This window comes from Flammeovirga sp. SubArs3, assembly GCF_947387565.1.
Taxonomy (GTDB): Bacteria; Bacteroidota; Bacteroidia; order Cytophagales; family Flammeovirgaceae; genus Flammeovirga; species Flammeovirga agarivorans.
In genome coordinates this window covers 48,801-70,797 of record NZ_CANDOA010000007.1, presented here as the reverse complement: position 1 = coordinate 70,797, position 21,997 = coordinate 48,801, and the positions used below count along the sequence as shown (strand labels likewise).

17 protein-coding genes are annotated in these 21,997 nt (G+C 33.6%); 9 read left to right on the top strand and 8 right to left on the bottom strand.

Features of this window, described 5'->3' with window-relative positions; translation table 11 throughout:
- Window positions 1–24: 24 nt before the first annotated feature.
- Entirely contained in the window at window positions 25–1,806 is a 1,782-nt protein-coding gene (locus QL232_RS19060) for an ABC transporter ATP-binding protein (protein ID WP_281615386.1), read from the bottom strand.
- A 330-nt stretch (window positions 1,807–2,136) separates the two neighbouring features.
- On the opposite strand from QL232_RS19060, the gene QL232_RS19055 reads away from it, so the two are divergent.
- The 7 genes from QL232_RS19055 to QL232_RS19025 all read left to right on the top strand — a co-directional run bounded on the left by QL232_RS19055 (window position 2,137) and on the right by QL232_RS19025 (window position 10,201).
- The gene (locus QL232_RS19055) at window positions 2,137–2,655 is read left to right on the top strand and encodes a MarR family transcriptional regulator (protein WP_168883834.1); all 519 of its coding nucleotides are present in this window, start codon (window positions 2,137–2,139) and stop codon (window positions 2,653–2,655) included.
- A gap of 77 nt (window positions 2,656–2,732) precedes the next feature.
- Window positions 2,733–5,141, top strand: a complete 2,409-nt coding sequence (locus QL232_RS19050) for a 3-hydroxyacyl-CoA dehydrogenase/enoyl-CoA hydratase family protein (protein WP_281615385.1) — start codon at window positions 2,733–2,735, stop codon at window positions 5,139–5,141.
- Window positions 5,142–5,197: 56 nt separating this feature from the next.
- Entirely contained in the window at window positions 5,198–6,376 is a 1,179-nt protein-coding gene (locus QL232_RS19045; protein ID WP_168883836.1) for an acetyl-CoA C-acyltransferase, read from the top strand.
- A 169-nt stretch (window positions 6,377–6,545) separates the two neighbouring features.
- Complete coding sequence (locus QL232_RS19040) at window positions 6,546–7,514, top strand: hypothetical protein (RefSeq protein WP_168883837.1); 969 nt, start codon at window positions 6,546–6,548, stop codon at window positions 7,512–7,514.
- Window positions 7,495–8,319, top strand: a complete 825-nt coding sequence (locus tag QL232_RS19035) for a DUF6048 family protein (protein ID WP_281615384.1) — start codon at window positions 7,495–7,497, stop codon at window positions 8,317–8,319. Before QL232_RS19040 ends, QL232_RS19035 begins: the two co-directional genes overlap by 20 nt.
- Window positions 8,320–8,391: 72 nt before the next feature.
- Window positions 8,392–9,114: an outer membrane beta-barrel protein gene (locus QL232_RS19030; RefSeq protein ID WP_281615383.1), complete on the top strand. Its 723-nt coding sequence runs from the start codon at window positions 8,392–8,394 to the stop codon at window positions 9,112–9,114.
- Window positions 9,115–9,127: 13 nt separating this feature from the next.
- Window positions 9,128–10,201, top strand: a complete 1,074-nt coding sequence (locus tag QL232_RS19025) for a PCMD domain-containing protein (RefSeq protein WP_281615382.1) — start codon at window positions 9,128–9,130, stop codon at window positions 10,199–10,201.
- A gap of 59 nt (window positions 10,202–10,260) precedes the next feature.
- Here the strand turns inward: QL232_RS19025 and QL232_RS19020 are convergent, their stop codons facing one another.
- Both QL232_RS19020 and QL232_RS19015 read right to left on the bottom strand, forming a co-directional pair.
- On the bottom strand, window positions 10,261–12,720 hold the full coding sequence (locus QL232_RS19020; protein ID WP_281615381.1) for a carboxypeptidase regulatory-like domain-containing protein: 2,460 nt from the start codon (window positions 12,718–12,720) through the stop codon (window positions 10,261–10,263).
- Between the two features lie 51 nt (window positions 12,721–12,771).
- Window positions 12,772–13,428, bottom strand: a complete 657-nt coding sequence (locus QL232_RS19015; protein WP_281615380.1) for an NAD-dependent epimerase/dehydratase family protein — start codon at window positions 13,426–13,428, stop codon at window positions 12,772–12,774.
- Between the two features lie 215 nt (window positions 13,429–13,643).
- On the opposite strand from QL232_RS19015, the gene QL232_RS19010 reads away from it, so the two are divergent.
- Window positions 13,644–15,482, top strand: coding sequence for an ABC transporter ATP-binding protein (locus QL232_RS19010; RefSeq protein WP_168883843.1), 1,839 nt, complete (start codon window positions 13,644–13,646; stop codon window positions 15,480–15,482).
- 11 nt (window positions 15,483–15,493) lie between these two features.
- Complete coding sequence (locus QL232_RS19005; protein ID WP_281615379.1) at window positions 15,494–17,383, top strand: glycosyltransferase; 1,890 nt, start codon at window positions 15,494–15,496, stop codon at window positions 17,381–17,383.
- A gap of 7 nt (window positions 17,384–17,390) precedes the next feature.
- On the opposite strand, the gene QL232_RS19000 is transcribed toward QL232_RS19005, so the two are convergent.
- The 5 genes from QL232_RS19000 to QL232_RS18980 all read right to left on the bottom strand — a co-directional run bounded on the left by QL232_RS19000 (window position 17,391) and on the right by QL232_RS18980 (window position 21,965).
- Window positions 17,391–18,416, bottom strand: coding sequence for a hypothetical protein (locus QL232_RS19000; RefSeq protein WP_281615378.1), 1,026 nt, complete (start codon window positions 18,414–18,416; stop codon window positions 17,391–17,393).
- 8 nt (window positions 18,417–18,424) lie between these two features.
- The gene (locus tag QL232_RS18995; RefSeq protein ID WP_281615377.1) at window positions 18,425–19,225 is read right to left on the bottom strand and encodes a DUF5672 family protein; all 801 of its coding nucleotides are present in this window, start codon (window positions 19,223–19,225) and stop codon (window positions 18,425–18,427) included.
- Window positions 19,226–19,292: 67 nt separating this feature from the next.
- Window positions 19,293–20,027 (bottom strand): polyprenol monophosphomannose synthase, encoded by a 735-nt coding sequence (locus QL232_RS18990; RefSeq protein WP_281615376.1) that lies wholly within the window; start codon window positions 20,025–20,027, stop codon window positions 19,293–19,295.
- 68 nt (window positions 20,028–20,095) lie between these two features.
- Window positions 20,096–20,962, bottom strand: coding sequence for a glycosyltransferase family 2 protein (locus tag QL232_RS18985; RefSeq protein WP_281615375.1), 867 nt, complete (start codon window positions 20,960–20,962; stop codon window positions 20,096–20,098).
- 7 nt (window positions 20,963–20,969) lie between these two features.
- Window positions 20,970–21,965: a glycosyl transferase family 90 gene (locus QL232_RS18980; protein WP_281615374.1), complete on the bottom strand. Its 996-nt coding sequence runs from the start codon at window positions 21,963–21,965 to the stop codon at window positions 20,970–20,972.
- Window positions 21,966–21,997: the final 32 nt, after the last annotated feature.

The window sequence follows — 21,997 nt, the reverse complement described above, 5'->3', positions numbered from 1 at the left end:
AGTACAAAAGATATTCGTAAATATTTACAAATTATTACCCTTTGACTGTTGCTCGTATAGTGTGTTGTAGTGTCCTTCTAAATTAAGTAGCTCATCATGAGTTCCTTGTTCGATAATTTTTCCTTCATGAAGTACGATAATTTTATCAGCTAATTTAGCAGAAGAGACCCTATGAGAAATGATTACAGAAGTTTTATTGTGCATTACATTCTGTAAATTGTTTAATATCTGATTTTCTGTTTTAGTATCAACGGCAGATAAACTGTCATCTAAAACCAATATTTTAGGACTACCTAAGATCGCTCTTGCAATAGTGGTACGTTGCTTTTGACCACCAGATAATGTGATTCCTCTCTCACCAACAATTGTATCTAGGCCATGTTCCATATGCTGGATATTTTCCCATAAGCCAGCATTTTTTGTTGCCTCAACAATCTCAGCCTCAGATGCGTTTTCTTTGGCAAAAGCGATATTGTTTCTTAGAGTATTCGAGAACAAGAATACATCTTGTGGAGCCATGTTAATCTGAGAGCGAATATCATGAAGATTATATGATTTTAGATCTTTATTATCAACAAGGATTTTACCCGAAGTAGGATCATATAATCTTGAAATTAAACTAGCAACCGTACTTTTACCAGAACCAGTTGTTCCCAAAATGGCTAAAGTTTTTCCAGACTCAATTTCAAATGATAAATCATCTAATGCTTTTATTCCTGAGTCAGGATATACAAGAGAAACGTTTTCAAACTTAAGATTACCTTTAATTTCTTGTACTTCGTCTGAAGTAGAAACTATTTCAGGTGTTTCATTTAAGAACTCATTGATTCTTTTTTGTGATGCAGCTGCTCGTTGAACAATAGAAGTAACCCAACCTAAAGATGTTACCGGCCATGTAAGTAAGGTCACGTACATAATAAACTCAGCAATAACTCCAGGTGTAATTGTACCTTTTTCAACTTCTATACCACCTACATAAACAGTTAGAATGGTACTTAGTCCAATCAGGAATAGCATTAATGGGTAAAACATAGAGTTTACCTTAGCTAATTCTAATTGTCTGTTTTGATATTCAGTAGCATTATCTGTGAACTGAGATAATGATTCTTTTTCTCTAACAAATGCCTTGATTACTCGAATTCCAGAAAATGCTTCCTGTACAAACGTAGACATAGAAGACAATTGCTGTTGAATTAATTCAGATTTCTTGTTGATTACGTTATTAACAAAGTAAATACTGATAGACAATAATGGAAGTGGAAATAAAGCCCAGAATGTAAGGTGTACATTAATGCTCAACATGATACCAATGGTAAGGATAAAGGAAATTACCATATTGATAGAGTACATGATAGCTGGGCCCAAATACATACGCACTTTACTCACATCCTCAGAGATCCTTGCCATAAGATCACCTGTGTTATTTCTTCTGTAGAAACTTAAAGTGAGTTTTTGATAATGCTCAAAAATATCATTCTTAAGGTCAAACTCTATTAATCGAGACATAACTATAATAGTCTGTCGTACAAGAAATAAGAAAATACCTCTTAAAAGTGCCATTGAAACAATAACAGCACCGTATAGCAATACAGTTTTAAAGAAGTCATCAATAAAGACACTGTGAAGTTCAGCCCCTTCTAATAATGTTTGTGTCTTTAAAGTATCGACCACCAAATCAAGAGCATAACGTACAACTTGAGCGGGTGCAATCGCAAAAATATTGGAGATAATCATAAAAATAATCCCCAACGTTAATCTGAAACCGTATCGGTAAATATATTTATTAAGAAAAGCGAGTTCCTTCATTCTGCTTTTTTGATAAGTCGCTGATAGATAATAGGAAAACTTGTTGTCACAAATAACCTATCCACAAATGTAAGTAATTGTTTTTAAGTAGACGTTAATTGAAGTTATAGTAATACATCTTTTAAGTATTGTACTAAAATCTTATTCATAATTAATATTTATTTGTAAAATGTTATGCATGCATACTATTTATTTATATATTTGGAGACTAAGGAGGTAAAATAACAGTTTTTTGGCACAAATGCTCGTTGTTTATTGATGTCATAGACAGTATTTACCCTCAAACCTTAAACACACACACACAAAGCACAAAAGTAAAATTATGAAAGCATGGGGGGATTGCGTAAATCTGAAAAAAAGAAACAGTCTGTTGATTTAAGTATTAAGGCCACTTGGCTAGGTATTTCAAAAATGTATAACCTATTAGGTGCAGATTATGATATCTCACACTCAATTGGTTTTGTATTATTGAATATCGATCCTGTTGACGGTACTCCGGCAACAAAAATTGCCCCTTTGATGGGTATGGAAGCAAGAAGCTTAACTAGAATGCTTAAAAGCTTTGAAGAGAAAGGGTTGATCACAAGAATTCCTGATAAAACGGATAAACGAAAAGTAATTATCAAGTTAACGGAGTTTGGTCAGACCAAAAGAGAAATGTCAAAGCAGACAGTAAAAGTTTTCTTAAGAAGAGTTGAGGAGAAAGTCACTGAAGATGAATTAGGAGTATTTTTTCATGTCATAGATATGATTAATGAAGTAGTAAAAGACCCTAAAGGACAGATGTTCGACGAAATTAGAGAAAACCTTAAAGGTTTTGGAATTACAGAAGAGAACCTGTCAAAATAACATGACCTCCCCAAACTATTGTCTTGATTCAATTTAGAATACACATAAATAAACAACACAAATAAATCGGTACACCGATGAAAAACAGAACTATCAATAAAGTGGCCGTTTTGGGTTCAGGCGTAATGGGATCCAGAATTGCATGTCACTTTGCGAACATTGGCGTTGAGGTCTTATTGTTAGACATCGTGCCTAGAGAATTATCAGAGCAAGAAGCAGCGAAAGGACTTACTCTTGAAAGTAAGGCTGTTCGTAACCGCATTGTCAATGACGCTTTAAAATCAGCGTTAAAGTCAAAACCTGCACCTGTATTTAGAAAAGGAGTTGAAAAACTTATTTCTACAGGTAACTTCACTGATGATATGTCAAAAATATCATCATGTGATTGGACTATTGAGGTAGTTGTTGAAAACCTTGATATCAAAAAGAAAGTTTTTGAACAAGTAGAACAATACCGTAAACCAGGCACACTTATTACTTCGAATACTTCAGGTATTCCAATGAAGTTTATGTGTGAAGGAAGAAGCGATGACTTTGTAAAGCATTTCTGCGGAACTCACTTCTTCAATCCTCCACGTTACCTAAGACTATTAGAAATTATTCCAGGTCTTGGAACAGACCAAGATGTGGTAGATTTCCTTATGCATTATGGAGATGTTCAATTAGGAAAGGAAACCGTACTTTGTAAAGATACTCCTGCGTTTATTGCGAACAGAATTGGTGTTTATGCTATCATGTCAGGTATGCATACCATCCAAGAAATGGGGCTATCAGTTGGAGAGGTAGATAAACTTACTGGACCAATTATAGGTAGAGCTAAATCAGCAACATTCCGTACAAGTGATGTTGTAGGTTTGGATACAATGGTTAAGGTATCAAACAACCTACATGCGGGTTTACCAAATGATGAATCGAAAGAACGATTTGTACTTCCGAAAATTGTAAGTGAATTAAATGATCGTCAGTGGTTTGGTGATAAAACCAAACAAGGATATTATAAAAAGACAAAAGATGATAATGGAAAGAAAGTCATCTTGGAGTTAAACCTTAATACATTTGAGTATCAGCCAAAAACTAGAGCGAAATTTAAAGCTTTAGAGGCAGTAAAAGATATGGAAAGTGTTAGAGAGAGAATTCCTGTACTTCTAAACTTTGAAGATAAAGCAGGAGAGTTCTATCGTAAATCTTTCTATGATGTATTTAGATATTGCTCAAATAGAATTCCTGAAATTGCGGATGAGCTTTTCAGAATTGATGAAGCAGTTGCCGCTGGTTTTGCATGGGAATTAGGACCATTTGAAACTTGGGATCTATTAGGAGTAAAAGAAACTGCCTCAAAAATGGAAGAGGCGGGTGAAAAACCTGCTGATTGGGTATATGAAATGCTTGAAGCCGGTCATACTTCATTCTACAAAAACGAAGACCGTAAGCGTTTATATTACGATATCCCTACAAAATCATATAAAGTAGTTCCAGGTACAGAATCACTTGTAATGTTAGAAACATTGCGAGGTGAAAATGTAGTTTGGGGTAACGCAGGGGCTACGTTATTCGATATTGGTGATGGAGTACTCAATTTAGAGTTCCATACTAAAATGAATGCACTTGGCGCTGAAAACCTTGAAGGTGTAAATACTGCAATATCAATTGCAGAGGAACAAGGTTGGAAAGGGTTAGTCATTGGTAATGAGTCTGCAAATTTCTCTGCAGGTGCCAATTTAGCCATGCTCTTTATGTTCGCATGTGATCAGGAATATGATGAAATCAACTTAATGATTGCTCAATTCCAGAAAACAATGATGAAGGCAAGGTACTCTTCGGTTCCGGTTGTAGCAGCAACATCTGGTTTAGCATTAGGTGGAGGTTGTGAACTTTCTATGCATTGTGATGCAATACAAGCACATGCTGAAACATACATGGGGTTAGTAGAAGTAGGTGTCGGTCTTATTCCTGCGGGTGGCGGAACAAAAGAGATGGCATTGAGAGTTTCTGATTCATTTAAATCTGGTGATCCAGAATATAACCGTTTGCAAGATGCATTTATGGCTATTGCAACAGCAAAAGTAGCTACTTCTGCTGAGGAAATGAGAGATATGGGCTTCATGAACGCACATTCGAATATTACTCTAAACAGGAAAAGAGTAATTGCTGATGCTAAGACTAGAGTTTTAGAGATGTCGGCATTAGGATATGCACAGAAGAACCAAAGAAGAGATATCAAGGTACAAGGCCGTGGAGGTATGGCATTGTTTGAAGCAGGAATTGCGGGTATGGAATATGCGAATTGGGCATCAGAACATGACGCAAAAATTGCTCGTAAATTGAATTATGTGATCAATGGTGGTGATTTATCTGCTCCGGCATTAGTGTCAGAGCAATACTTGTTGGATTTAGAGCGTGAAGCGTTCTTGAGTTTAACAGGTGAGAAGAAAACATTGGAACGTATCCAAAGTATTCTTTTCAAAGGTAAACCACTAAGAAACTAAATAGACTGAAGTCTAATTTTTAATCACAAACTTTGATCAATAATAACTAGAAAACAATGGAAGCTTATATTGTAGCAGGATATAGAACAGCTATTGGCAAGGCGAAAAAAGGAGGATTTCGATTCACACGCCCTGACGATTTAGCGGCAGATGTAATTCAACATCTCGTTCAAAGTGTACCCGCTTTGGACCCTACAAGAATTGATGACCTCATCGTAGGTTGTGCAATTCCAGAAGCAGAACAAGGTATGCAAATGGCTAGAATGATTTCACTTTTAGCATTTGCTCCAGATAATTTAAAAGTACCGGGTGTCACAGTTAATAGATATTGTGGTTCTGGTGTTGAAACAATTTCAATGGCCACTGCAAAGATTAGAGCAGGAATGGCAGATTGTATTATTGCTGGAGGTACTGAGTCGATGTCTATGGTACCTATGATGGGCTATAAGACAGGCTTAAATTATAAAATAGCCACCGAAACACCTCAATACTATTTGAACATGGGATTGACGGCTGAAGAAGTGGCAAAGGACTATGGCATTGATAGAGATGAAGCAGACGAATTTGCTGTAAAATCTCATGAAAAAGCCCTAGCAGCAATTTCAGCTGGCAAGTTTAAAGATGAAATTGTTCCAATTACAGTAAAAGAGACTTATTTGGAAGGAGACCGTAAGAAAACGAGAGAGTTTGTTGTAGATACTGACGAAGGACCTCGTAAGTCTGATGTTTCTGGTTTAGGTCGATTAAAACCAGCTTTTAAACAAGGTGGTCAGGTAACTGCTGGTAACTCATCACAAACTTCTGACGGAGCTGCTTTTGTAATGGTAATGTCAGAAAGAATGGTGAAGGAGTTGAAATTGGAACCAATTGCAAGAATGGTTTCTTATGCATCTGCAGGTGTAGATCCTAGAATTATGGGTATTGGTCCTGTAGAAGCAATTCCAAGAGCATTACAACAAGCAGGGTTAAAAGCTTCGGATATTGAACAAGTAGAATTGAATGAAGCTTTTGCAGCACAATCATTAGCAGTGATCAAAAATATTGATTTTGATCCTAACATTATCAATGTAAATGGAGGTGCAATTGCCTTAGGTCACCCTCTTGGTTGTACAGGTGCCAAACTTTCAGTCCAGTTATTTAATGAAATGAGAAGACGTAACCAAAAGTATGGAATGGTGACAGCTTGTGTCGGTGGAGGACAAGGTGTTGCAGGTATTTATGAGTTATTAAAATAATTCATAAGGCCTTTTTGGTTTTAAAATATGATAAAAGCAATCAGGAAAGCGACCTTCGGGTCGCTTTTTTTGTCTATAAATAGTTGTAGTTTTATCAAACTTTTTATGAAGAATGTAATCCCAATCAGAAAATCCTTTTAAATTGGGAAATGCGTTTTAACTTTGTTTTATGAACTTTAAGATCTATCTAAAAAGAGGTTTGTGGTCTTTCATTCCTCTGGTCATTTTTTTAGTTACACCATCTTGTCGCGATTGCGATCCTTACTCTAACCCATCATCCTATGCCGTTGGTGCATTTTATGATAAAAATACTTCTACCGCTGTTAGTATTAATTTTACTTCAGTGAAAGGTATTGGTGATAATGCAGCGGAGATTACACCGATGTCTAATGGGAAGTATTTATTACCGTTAAAAGTAACGACGCGTCAGACAGGATTTTCATTTATCACTTCCGGGTTATCTGATACTACCTATATTGATTATTATAGTTCAGTAACCGTAAATGGACCCGATTGTGGGGCTTATGAGCAGTTTACAGATTTAGGTGTATCTCCTGATCCTACGAAAGAAGGAACTTCTGGGTATAAAGGTGATGAAGGATCTTTATTTGATTCTGTAGTGGTTGTTAATTCTGTAGTTACCGCTGATACAGCCAATGAAAATATTCAATTCTTATTGGATATCTGTGATGCTGAAACAAGAACACCGAGTAGAAATTTGATAGTAACTTTCTATGATAAAGTTACAGGAAACCCAAGAGAATTACAGTTCACCTCAATTCATGTAAAAGGAAAGGATTTTGATCCAATATATACTTCTTCGGATAAGTTTAGTACCATCTATTTACCTGTAGAAGGTACCACTACCACCACTTTCGAGTTTATGTTGGTAAGTGCTGATTTAACTGATACATTAACGCAAGAACTTCAAGTTAATTTTAATAATACTACTGTCATCAGTGATGATGAAACAGGTTGTATTTTCTTAGAAGGTACAGGTGATTTGATTCTAGAGAGTGATAGCGTACAAGGCGACTATTTTACTTTCCCTCAAGATTCTATTTTCCAGATAATGGAATTAGGAAGAACAACCATTAATACGAACGATAATTATCCAAATGTTAAGTTATATAACTAATTTATATAGGTATTCATTACTAGGTATTCTTCTGGTATTACCCTCTATTGGTATTGCTCAAGTTGTAGAAAGTGATTCTACTGATCAAATGGTTGATTCGACAGGAGTACTTCAAGATACAACTGCATTAGGTGAACCATGGCCACTTAACAAACATGGAGAGCCTAAAGGTTCGGGGTATTTCGTTTTATCAGGTATTCGCCTTGGAGCAGATTTACGTCCATTAGTTCAATCAGCAATTGATGATGGAATGAGTGCTTGGACATTATATGGAGATTTAATGATCCGTAACCAATGGTTTTTGACGGCAGAATATGGCCAAATGGATCGTACAAGAACAAGTGTAGATTCTGATTTTTTTAATTATAGATCTGTGGGTAGCTTCTATAGATTTGGTTTTGAGTATAATGTAATGCGAAAATCATCTGTAGATAGTGGACTTTCATTTGGATTAAAGTATGCGAATTCAACATTCGATCAACATGCTGATTATTACAGTACGGGTAATGGTTATTGGGGAGATGGAGCCACTCTTAAATCACTTACAGAAAAAGATGTGAATGTAAGCTGGTATGAATTTACTGTAAGCTTAAAACTAGCTTTATGGAAAGGATTAACAGCAGATTTTGGCTTTGCTTACACAATAAAACGAGACTTCCCAGCTACTGCAATTACTAAAAATGATATTCCTGGTTGGTATTTTAATAAAGACGATCGTTCAAGACTAAATTTTCAGTATAGATTATTGTACAGAATTCCTCTATTCCCAATATATACTCAACCAAGAGCTAAGAAAAAGCAATAATATTTATTATATTCATTAACATAATTCATCTTCAATCTAAGAATTTATATTATTCTACTCTGACTTCAATTTATGAAAAAGTTATTCTTTTCGTTACTGTTGTGCATGTTCAGTATTTGCTCTGTGGCACAAGACAGTACTAAAGTTGATAGTGATCCACGCGACTTGGATTTCAATCACAACCAATTAAAAGGTCAATGGTATACTTCTCTTACTCTACAATTATCCTCTAGTAATGCCGAAAATGAAGACCAATTTATACGTCAAATTCATACCCAAGATAATGGTGAATTTGAAATAGGAATTCAAGGTGGATATTTTATCAAAGACTTTTTTATGGTCGGTGTAGAGTACTCCTATAATAGTAAAAATAAAAACGAGGTATATACAGCCAATGATGTTAGGACACAATTAAAATCCATTAGTCATGGTCATTATATAGCACCGTTTATTAGAAATTATATTCCATTATCAGCATCTAGAAGGTTTAGTATATTCAATCAAACTGCTTTGCAGATTGGAATGGGAAGATCTCTTCAGAAAACGGAAGCAAACGGAGAAACAACGAAGGTATTGACTGATAGAGTGACAATGGGTATTGGTATCCAACCAGGTCTTGCCGCTTTTATTAAGGATGGTTTTGCATTTGAAGCTTCAGTTGGGTTGTTAGGTTTAGAAATGGATCATCAAAAATCTATAACGAACTACACAGAGGAATCTAAAAGAACTGATTTTGATTTAAACTTTAGAGTAAACCTTTTACAAATTAGATTAGCTGTAGCTTACTATTTTTAAACTTATTGAGCAAATGAAAAAATTGAGATTATTAATAGTAAGTGGTTTATTAATGTCACTTACTTCATGTATAGATTGGGATTATTTTGGTTTATCCAATCAGAATGATATTCAGACATTCGAGTTGGAAATGCAATCGGGAACAACTGTTATTGATTCAACAAAAAGAATTATTACCGTTCCTGTAAATGAAAGAGCTGATCGTTCTTCATTGTCACCAACAAATATTAAAACTTCGAGTCTTTCTACGGTGATGCCTGGAGTGGGGGAAAGCCAAGATTTTAGAGATACTGTTTTGTATACAGTTACTGCTGAAAATGGTGATTCTTCTGTGTGGAAAGTGTATGCAGATTTACAAGCAGATGTTATTCCAAATACAAGTTTTGATGAGTGGTATGCTGTTGGAGGATATCAACAACCTGGACCAGGTGATGAAACAGCAGGAGCTCAGTTTTGGGATACACCTAATAAAGCAGGAGAAATTGCTGAAAAAACATTGGTTGACCCTATGACAGAAGGGGATAGAGTATATGCTCATCTTGAAACTAAATTGGTAGGATTATTTGGTATCAATAAACTCTCGGCTGCTAGTCTTTATTCTGGTAGATTTACTGATGGTGCATTAAACCCTTCTGAGCCAAGAAAAAATATAGATTTCGGTAGACCATATGGAAGTAAACCTGTAAGTTTTTCTGTAGATTATCAATATACTCCGGGTTCTGATTATAGAGAAAATAGTAGACCTGCTTCAGGAGCTGATGAATGTGATATTTATGTTATTCTTCAGGTGAGGCAAGATGATGGAACTCGTCTTAGACTAGGAACTGCTTGGTTCCGTAGTGGCGACCAAATTGATGAATGGACAAATCTTAAAATAGATTTCACCTATGGTGAACTCCCTTCTGATGCACCTGATTATGCAGGTTTAAATACATGGGAAGGTGAAGAAGAATCAGGTTATGCTGATCCATCAGAATTCCCAACTCATATTATTATAGTATTCTCATCTAGTGCTTTAGGTGATTATTATACTGGAGCAGTTGAAAGTATTTTAAAAGTTGACAATTTTGAATTGCAATATGATTAATCAATAGATTTTGAGATAAAAAAGCACTTATGAGTATTGAACTTATAAGTGCTTTTTTGTTATTCTTTAGGTTCCAGTCGAATATTATATTTCATGGTTTTCACTGTTCTGAACTTAGATAAGTCAGGTATGGCGTAATTTTTCTGAACGAATCCATCTTCTTCAACAAAGAAGAAGTATTTCTTATCCTTGTCGATTTCCATTGAGTAATTACCTTCATTGTCAGACTTTACATAGATGTTTTCATTCTCATCTGGGGAAATAAAAACAAGTTCTATGTTTTTTAGAATATCGCCAGTTTTTTTATCAGTTACTTTACCATAAAGTTTCACTTTCTTAGCTAAAGATTCGATAAGTAAGGTTTGTTCTAGCTCTCCAATACCAAACATTCCTACGGTTGATATTTGAGTAGCTTTCATCCTTTTATACCCGAAGGCAGAAGGGAAAATCTCATAATTCGATTCGTTAGATATATCGAATTCAAACTGACCATTACTGTCTGTTCTTTTTGTGATTAAAGCATTCGTTTCTTTATTCTTTAAACTCACTAATATTCTAGGTAGAGGAGCTCTTGTATCTTTTGAGATTACTTTACCTTTTAGTTTCATTTCTTCAACTAAGAACAAGTTTTCATGTTCATCAGTGAGCATTCTAGAAACATTGATTTCATTTACATTAAGTTGGTAAATATCATTTCCTCCTTTGCCTCCAATTCTATTCGAAGTAAAATAGCCCACTCGCTTTACATTATTGAGTATAAGCCCGTAATCGTCATATTCTGAATTGATAGGACTTCCTAAGTTGGCTACAGCTATAATTGTTTCATCTTTAGAAATTGATTCATAGATATCTAATCCACCCATTCCGTCATGGCCATCAGAAGCGAAATATAAAGTTCCATCAGGATGTAAGAATGGACTTACTTCATCACCAGGAGTATTTACAGTTTCTCCTAAGTTGATGGGATATGTCCATTGACCTTTGAACTTATAGCTCACATAAATATCAGTACCGCCATAGCTGTCTTCCATATCAGAGACAAAATACATCGTATTTCCATCTTGACTAAACGTAGGTTCGGATATGGAATAATGTTCATTGTTAAAGGGTAGTTCTTTCTCTTCCTTCCATATGTTTTCCCCTAAAATGTCCATCATGTATAATTTATGTTGAGCAACTTCCTGGTTTGGTAAATCAGCAGAATACATAGTTGCAATAATTTGATGGTCGTTGATTTGGAAAGCAGAATGATGGTGAAACCCTTTTAAGTCGACTGTATCTATTGCAATCGGTCGGGTCTGTTCATTCCTATACAAATCATGTAAAGGAGCAAAGTAGAAGTTGTAATAAGATTTACGAGATTTTTTATTGAAATGCTTTCTGTCGTTGCGGTCGGTGGAGTAGATTAACCCCCCATAATAAAAATTGGGAGACCTTTCAGATCCTTCTGTGTTGATCGCTAGGTTTTGGATAGAATAACGGTCTTGATATTTCGCAAATCTTGAATTTTCTCTTGTAGAAAATTGATGAACTTTATTTGCATGTAATGATATAGGAGTATAATGCTCATTGCTTTTATGTAACCAAGATAGGTCTTTTGGAGCTTTATTTTTGGACAAAATATATCTTACTCTAACTGATACATTATTGTAGCCATCATTAACATTATTAGAACCTCTTTTATCACCAGGTCCAAATTTGTACTCTGGTACTTGCCTTTGTTCTCCGGTTAGGACAGCAATACTTTCTTGTGAACGGTCGGCCATTGCTGCAGCCAGTTGATTTCCTCCAAAAAAGGCATCGCCAACATATGATTTACTTATATCATCCAAATAATCAGTGGCAGTGAACCTTGTCACCCACTCAACACCAATATCTAGACGATCAGTAACTTTAAAATTCACGCCCAAACCTAATGGAAGGGCCATGACAGTCTTATTGTATTTTGGTTTAGTTGTAGATGTTCCTTGTCCTTCTGTACCCAGGGGTTGTAGGTCAACCCAAGTACTACCATTATTTTCTGTTGTTTTGCCTCGAGGGTTACTGAAAAGTACTGTTACACCTGTTAATATATAAGGAGTGACAAGTCTTCTTTGGGAATAATGTCCTAAATGAGGAAGAATATCAATTTGTCCTAAGGCAGATAATTGAAAGAGATCATTTCGAAAATGTAAATTTCTATCATATTCAAAAGAGCCTGCTTCTGCAGTTTGATTGTCATCTCCACTAATTCGACTCCAACCGAATTCACCTCTTACAACAATTCTATGCGATAATCTTTTCTCAAAGGCTCCACCTATATTACCACCAATAAGTTGAAAATTAGTAGTAAAAGGAGAGCGACTTTTTGTGAGGTCACCATAATAATTACTCCAACCACCATATACGGTTAAAGCCCAATGCTTATCAGTTGATGGAGCGATGTTATCCTTTTGAGTAATTTGACTATATACTGAAGTAATAGAAAAAAAAGAAAAGAAATAGAATAGTAGTTTAAGGTTAAAAAATTTTGAAGTCATGTTGTAGATAAATTGAGAAAAAGTGAAGAATGAGCAAAAAATAAAGAGAAACTACACACCTAAGGATTGCATAATGTCAGAAGTAATATAATTGATTTTCTGATTTTGGGAGGATAAAGCCGTTGTGATCATGCTTTTAGCAACTTTTATTCCTTCAATACCTTTATACTTTTTTGGAATTAATGGATTAAAGACTGAATTAAAGATTTTCCCAAAATCTTCACCAAAACGAGATTCTTTTCGATCTCCTAATAATAACGAAGGCTGATAAATATTTAGTGTATTGAAATTGAGTTGTATTAACTCGTTTTCAACTTGACCTTTTACTCTATTATAATATACCAAAGAATCCTTATTCGCACCCATGGCAGAAACAACATTGAACGTTTTTGCTTTAAGTTTTGAGGCTAATTGAGCAAACTTCATCACATATTCATGGTCCACTTTATAAAAAGCATCTTTAGATCCAGCTTTTTTCATTGTTGTACCTAAACAGCAAAAGGCATCATCGATAGTGTCTTCTAAAACTAATTCATGTAAATCATCTAAGTTAGTGATTACCTCAGATAATTTAGGGTGATTAATACCAGTGTTTCTTCGACCAATAGAGATTACTTTTTCATAATGATCACTATCTACTAGAAACTGAACTAGAGAATTACCAATTAAACCGGTACTACCAATAATAAGAGCTGTTCTTTTTTTCATTCGTTTAAGGATTAACTTCATCAAAAATAATAAACACTTTTAAAACTCTTTGTCATTGTAGCTATTATCAGTTGTCTAGGATAGGAATAAGTTCATATTTGATCTTCCGTTAATATTATTTGATAAAATTTACTAAGTAGTTAGGGTTTTCAATTCAATGCTTACCTTTGCAACTACTTCAAAACATAGAAAATTATTAAACGCTCAAAGAGCATATGAAAATATATAAACGTCTAATTCAGTTAGCAGGAAATTTTACGAGTTTTCTAATTCCTTATACATTAGTAGCATTAGGAATGAGTTTATTTAGTTTGTTGAACTTCTCTATGATGATACCATTATTGGATATACTTTTCAATAGTGATACTTTATTTGAAGTACCAGCCAACCCAATTACACTTGAAGAATTTGAATTCAGCGGGGCCTTTATTAAAGAATATATGTATCAAGAGTTTGGTATCTTGATCGCCCTACATGGTAAATTATATGCTCTAATGCTGATTTGTGGTTTTACAATTTCAGCATCTCTCTTATCAAATATATTTAGATATTCAGAAAGAAGATTAGCAGAAAGCTATAAAAGAAGTTCAATTGCGACATTACGATCTGCTATTTTTCAAAGAGTGTTATCCTTAGATATTGGTTATCTTACAAATTCAAAGAAGAGTGATATTATCTCAAGATCAACCACTGATGTTCAGGAATCTGAAAATGCTTTTGGAGCATTAGTAACTTTTGTAAAAGACCCAATTATGTTGGTCATCTTTTTCTCTACATTAATTTACCTTTCACCGAAAATGACAATGTTCGTTTTCATGATCTTGCCAATTTCTGGTATTTCTATTGGATTGATTTCTAAAAAATTGAAATCGGTATCTCACAATCTACAAGATATTACAGCAAATATTCTTGGTGTTTTGGATGAGACTATTGTTGGTATGCGTGTGGTAAAAGGCTTTAATGCAGATAAGTATGTAACTTCTTCTTACGAAAAAAGTAACCAAGGGTATGTTTCAGCATTTAGAGACTTTGCTTCAAAAAGAGAATTGGCATCTCCGCTTTCAGAAGCAATGGGTGTCTTCTTCGTAGGTGTGTTACTTTATCTTGGTGGTACAATTGTATTATCAGATTCTCCTTCGCTTTCAGCCTCAGAATTTTTAGCTTACTTAGTATTATTTACTCAGGTATTGAATCCTGTGAAAGCTATTTCTGGTAATATTAGTAGCATACAAAGAGGTATTGCAGCTACCGAAAGAATATTTGAATTATTGGATACAGAGCCAACTATTAAATCAAAAGAGAACGCAAAAGAGTTAACAACTTTTGATCAAAAAATCACTTTTGAGAATGTACGTTTTGGTTATGAAGATAAAGATGTTTTGAAGGGTATTAACTTCGAAATGAAAAAAGGTCAAATGGTAGCATTAGTAGGACCTTCAGGTGGAGGGAAATCAACTATAGCAGATTTAATCCCAAGATTTTATGATCCTAGACAAGGTAATGTAAGTGTCGATGGCCATGATATCAGAGACTATACATTAGAGTCATTGAGATCTCATATGGGTATTGTAACTCAGGAGTCTATTTTATTTAATGATACTATCTTTAATAACATTGCCTTTGGTACAAAAGCTACATTAGAGGAAGTACAATCTGCAGCTAAAATTGCCAATGCTCATGAGTTTATTGAGAAGGCAGATCAAGGATATGAAACTGTTATTGGTGATAGAGGCTCAAAACTTTCAGGTGGACAACGTCAACGATTAAGTATTGCTAGGGCTATATTAAAGAATCCAGAAATACTGATTCTTGATGAAGCTACTTCAGCATTAGATACTGAGTCTGAAAAATTAGTACAAGACGCGATTCAACATCTTATGCAAGGTAGAACAGTATTAGTAATTGCTCACCGTCTTTCTACTATCCAGGAAGCAGATAAGATTTTAGTAATAAAAGAAGGTGAAGTTGTAGAAGAAGGTACCCACAACGAATTAATGGGTATGGATGAAGGTATGTATAAGAAACTGCAAGAAATGCAGGAGTATACTCAGTAAATTTCTTTCTAATGGATAATAAGACACTGCCTACTGTAAGTTTAATAATTACGACTTACAATCGACCAGATGCACTAAATTTAGTATTATTGAGTATTCTAGAACAAACTGTTCAACCATATGATATTATTGTTGCTGATGATGGTTCGACATCGAAAACTAGCGAACTAATCAAAAAGTTTTCAGAGGATAATAACATCAAAGTAAATCATGTTTGGCAAGAAGATAAGGGGTTTAGAGCAGCCAAGTCACGAAATAATGCAATTAGAGAAGCTCAAGGAGATTATTTAGTAATGATTGATGGTGATATGGTTTTACATCATAAATTTATTGAGGATCACCAGAAAAGAGCTAGGAAAGGTTGGTTTTTACAAGGAGGTAGAGTTAGAGTTAATAGAGAGTCAACGTTAAAACATATTCGTGAAGTTGATATAGATTTTAACTATAATACCAAGGGGATAATAAATATTTTTAATGCATTTCATTTTGATGTCATCTCCAAAATCATCGAAAAAGAAAAGAAGTCTGATAAAGGAACTAGGACCTGTAACTTTTCTGCTTGGAGAGATGATGTTATAAATGTGAATGGATTTGATGAAAACTTTATTGGCTGGGGTAGAGAAGATAGCGAATTTGTTGTTAGATTATTGAACGCAGGTATTAGAAGAAAAGATATAAAATTTAATGCAATTGCTTTTCACCTTTATCATAAAGAGGAAGAAAAAAAATCATTGAAAGCTAATGATCTTATATTAAAAAAATCAAGAAAAAACCATCTTATTCAATGCCAAAATGGTTTAAGTCAGAAGATAGAAAAAAGAGTACCTTTATCTATCTTAGTTGACCTTGAACGACTTAAATACCCAAATTGTGGGTTAGGACAAGTAAGTATCAACTTCTCTAATGCTCTAACTGAATTAGATCATAAAGACTTGAAATGGGAATTTTTACTATCTGGAAAAAATAGGAAAGAGTATATTAAAAATCCCTCCGACGTTAAGTTTAGATATCATAATGTCTTGACCAAAAATGGTATCGAACCAATTGATCATCACATTGATTTATTCCATTTAACACATCAAATTACTAGTTATAAGGCGGTAAAAGCAAAAAAGAATATTTATACAATTCATGATTTGAACTTTCTGAAGGAGAAATCTAAAGAGAAATCAAAGAAGCAATTGAGAAAAATTCAAAGTGCTATAAATAGAGCAGATGTTGTAACAGTGATTTCTAAGTTTACTGAAGGAGTAATTCGAGAGCATTTAACAATACCAGAATCTACACCAGTTAAGGTTATTTATAATGGAGTAAAATCTCCAGTTCTAGATAAATCAGAGAGACATGTATTAGTAGATGATGCTCCATTTTTCTTCTCAATAGGTACAATCATGCCTAAGAAAAATTTCCATGTGTTGGTAGAAATGATGGAATATATGGATCCTAAATACAAACTCTATATTGCTGGGCAATGGGAGAAGTATACTTATGTGAATAAAATCAATGATTTAATCGCTGAGAAAAAACTCCAAGATCGAGTTAAGTTATTGGGTGCTGTAACTGAAGAAGAGAAATCTTATTTATATAAAAACTGTGAGTGCTTTTTGTTTCCATCCTTATTAGAAGGCTTTGGATTGCCAATTATTGAAGCCATGTTATCGAAAAAACCTACTTTCTCTTCTGATAAAACTAGTTTACCTGAAGTAGGAGGGAAATATGCTTATTATTGGAATAACTTTGATCCAAAATATATGGCTGAGATTACAAAAAGAGGTTTAGATGACTTTTCTAAAAATAGAGAAGAAAAGGAAAATGAAATATTTGAGTATGCATCTACTTTCTCTTGGGAGAAAAATGCAGAGGCATATTACCAATTATACAATGAAGTTTTATCATCATAAAAAACAGCTATTTCATTAATAAAAATTCAGTGTATTGTTGGGCTTGATAATCAAAATTGAACTTATCTTGAGCTTTGTAGTCAATCTTTTTTAATGTTAAAATCGTTTTTAGAAGTTCTTCAATTCCATCATAATCATATATTATTGAGTTTTCTTGGAATTCATCCATATTTAGTGACTTATGAATGAGCATAGTCTTATTATAAGCATATGCTAGGTTAAATGTACCTGAGATTCTAAAGTCATAGCCATCAAGAATATTAATTAACGGCATGATATAATCTGATAATTGAAGATATGAATGGAAGTCATCATTGATGACATGTTCACTCCAATAAAGGAAGTTATCAGGATGAAGAGTTTTTTCTATTAATCCCTTCACAATATCAACTTCTTCTTTTGGTCCGCCTCCTAAGAAAATAAACTTAATTCTTTTATCGAAATCAATGTTTTCTAGACATTCTAATAGACGGACGTATTCTCTTCTTTCTAAAAGAATAGCTCCAGGAATTGTTATCCAAATTTCACCTTCCGGTTTATTTATTTTTACAGGGTAGGGTTTAAAATAAATAGGATAAAATGGTAAGAACTTTTTATTGGTAAATGGAGCTGTTTTTTCAAGTAAATAATCGGATAGCACAAAGTATTTTTTGACTTTACTTGAAATTATTTTTTGACCAAAACTACCATATAGTTTTTTTGTATTGTGGAGAAGGCCTAGAAATTCAATGGTTTTAGGAAAAGGTAAGGCACATATTTTTTTGCAAACATCTCCTTGCCCTGTATTGAAAATGACTTTATCGAATTGGTTATTTATAATTATCTTTCTAAGCTTTAGGTAATAGAAAAATGCACCTTCTGGTTCAGGTAGAAGAATAGTGTTATCAAATTCATCAATAAAATCTCTTACTGTTAGTTCTAATCGAGGATCATAAATTAATGTAACCTCCGCTTTAATTGTTTTAAGAAATAAAAGTTGAGAATAGAGACATTCAGCATGAGATCCACCAAGTTCAATAAGTGCTACTTTCATAATTTTAATTAGTCAATTTGATAACCAAATTTTTCAATATGCTTTCTCCAAAAGATTAGATTTTCTGGTTTCTCCCAAGCATGTATTCCCATGGGATAGTGATTATTATTTTCTGAAAGACAATAATCAGCATGATATTCTATACCAAAAGTAGATGCTATCACAGGAGTTGGAATCGTGAAAAACTTAAATGTCTTTGAACAGTTTTTTCCAAAAAACATATCCTCATTTTTATAACTGTCTTGATATAGAGTAGACTTTCTTGATGTTCTGAAATATGCAAAAAATGTCTTTAGTCGTAATGGTGGGTTAGTGGAGAATAAACTCTTTAAGACATTATTAGACTTCTGTAATACCTTAATATGGTCATTGATATTTCTCAGAGAGAAACCTCCGTTGCCAACATATTGGAAGTGCTGTGATGTTCCATTATTCACAACCCATGGAGCACCAATATAAGAATATGATTGATCGATCCAGTATTGAATATCATCTTTAAAAATAAAGCAGTCCGTCTGGTAGATCAATAAATGAGAATATTGTTGAAATGTTTTATAAAAATCAATATTTACCATTAACTCATTATATGTATGTACACTATTAAAATAGTGTTGGTCAAAATAATGAATGGTATAATCGTTTTTATTTTCCTCTAATATCTCAGTATAAAAAGAGATATCTAATCCTTCATAAGTAACAATGGCAATTGGCCATTTTGAAAGAACTTTTACACCTTGAGTGAAAGATATCTTTTCATAAGTATTTGGTGAAGACTTATATATAGGAATTGTAATAACACAATTATTCATCAAGGTGAAATGTTAATTAGAAAATATAATTGAGCTTGAGGAGAAAAGAATATTAAGCACTAGTTAGTTACTTAATGTATTTCTTAAACATACTTCTAATCTTTAAAGAAATTACACCAAAGAAAGCTTCTTTAAAGATCTTTGTTGACATTTTGGATTCACCTCTTGTTCTATCTGTAAAGATGATAGGCACTTCCTCAATTTTGTAACCGTATTTCCAAGTTTTGAATTTCATCTCAATTTGGAAAGCATAGCCAACAAAGTGAATCTTGTCCTTATTTAAGATCGTTTGTAAAACCTTGTTAGTATAACATTTAAATCCAGCAGTAGTATCATTGATAGGTATACCGGTAATAAACTGTACATATTTACTAGCAAAATACGACATGAGTACTCTCTTCATCGACCAATTGACCACATTGACGCCTGATTTGTATCTTGAGCCAACAGACATATCATTGCCATTATCCTTACAAGCCTGATATAGTTTTGGAAGATCATTTGGATTGTGTGAGAAGTCAGCATCCATTTCATAGATATACTGATAGTCCCTATCTAAAGCCCATCTAAAACCATGTAGGTATGCAGTTCCTAATCCATTTTTTTCAGTTCTTTCTTCTAAAAATAATCGGTTCGGAAACTCCTCCATTAGTTCTTTTACTTTTGCTCCGGTACCATCAGGAGACCCATCATCTACGATGAGCATATCAAAAGGGGTGTCGAGATCCATTACAGCTCTTATTATTAGCTCTACATTTTCGATCTCGTTATAGGTCGGTGTTATTACTAGATTTTCTTTCACGGTGCAAAGATAGAAGTTTTGTTTGTAGATCTAAGTAGTAGTTGAAAGGATTCGCTTATTGAAAAAGTTTATTTAAGAATTTTATAATTTTTGTATTCTCCAATGATGTATCCCCCTGTCATTTTCATAACAATCTGTTTTACTTTTTCTTTTAGAGAATATTTTTTGATGCTAATATCTTTCTCAAACTTCCAGTTTTTATCTTCTATTCTCCTCTTCATTACTTTAGGGTGAGAACCTTGGAAGATATCTAAGGAGTCAATTTCGGAATAATCAAATTCTTCTACATTATAGGAAGGTTGGTTACCACCATTGTAAAGTGAAGCAAAATTATTTTGTTTGTTAAACATCTTTTCTGGTGGTCGAACCCACCCGTAATGATAGATATACGCATCTACAGGAAGAACATTTAGTTTCTTATTATCATCTTTTCTAAACCCTTGTGCATCTCTGTAAGAGTAAATGTTTTTATTGTTTCTTATAACTCTTATTTCTTTTCTGTACCATCTGGTAGATGATCCGATATAATCGTAAGAGCCATAAAAATGTAGATAATTGAATAATAACCCATCTACACTTTTATTTTCAAGGTTATTTAACATCGCATTATAAACTACGTATAAATAATCTTCATGAACGACTTCATCACCTTGAATATAAAAACACCAATCGGTATCTTCTGAGATGGCTTGAAAAGCTTTATTTGTTTCTTCAGCAAGGACTCTTCCTCCTTCTCTTAAGGAGTCATCCCATTCTGTTTCAACAATTTTGATTTTCGGACTTATACTTTTGATAAGTTGAAGAGTACTATCATCTGAGTTGCCAACTGCTACAACAAATTCATCACAGATTGGCAAAATAGAAGTAATGGCTTCTGTAATCGGATAGTCGTATTTTATTGCGTTTCGTATAAAGCTAAATCCTGTTACTTTCATAGAATAATTATTGGGAGGATAAGCTAAAATACTTCTCCATTACCAATAATTCAATTTTTTTCTCTCTTTCAGTATCCAAGAATTGCTTAACATACTGATTAGCATTAGCTATGATCTTTAATGCTTCTTCTGTATTATTAGAATAATACTCAATCTTCTCTTCTAAATCAGATAAATCATCTTTGACATGTATGTAATGATAATCAGGGATTAAGGTACCTTCCATAAACCATGTTTCCATTGTTGGTGTAGGCATTACAGCAATAGAATTTGAAGACATTACCCATTTTAAGCTTGTCGCAACATCATTACCCTCCCAACAAAAAATAAATTTACAGTTTAGTTGATCTTCAATTGTCACTTTTTCTTTGAGGTAAGTATCATCTGTGATGTTTTTATCTTTAGGGTTTGCAGGATTAACCTTTCCAATATCAAACTTAGGATGATGAAAAAACTTTTCTAAAAAATCAATTCTATTTTTATGATGTTTAAATACATCTCCTCTAGTAATCACAATATTTTTTTTGTCTTCAAACTTCTTCCAATCATTGATGAAATTGTAATGTCTGATTTTATTTAGCTTCAGCAATATAGAGTTTTCATTCGTATCCGAGATCGGTCGACTCTTTACGATTGCAGGATAATTTGGAATATGAATAACATCACCAAATATAAAATCAATATTTAAAGAAGGATGAAAGTATTTTGTACTAGATATCAGATCAAAAAAGTAGGCACTGGAATGATCTCTTCTTTTTAAATTTTGTAATTGAAAGGCATTCTTAGAAACATGAAAAGTAGTATTTTTTTTCATGTAATAATTTACCCTTTGGTATACGTAGTCAGTATTCTCCTCATCAAACTTTATATACGATTTTCTTCGAAATTTAAACAATGAATGAGGCACAATGATACCACTCCAAACATTGTTTATAAAGTAAAATAATTTAACTGGAGTATGACGGAAGTTTAGTAAGTCAGCAAAAATTACTTTTTTACTCATCGGTTGACATAATGAACATTTTCAAGATACCA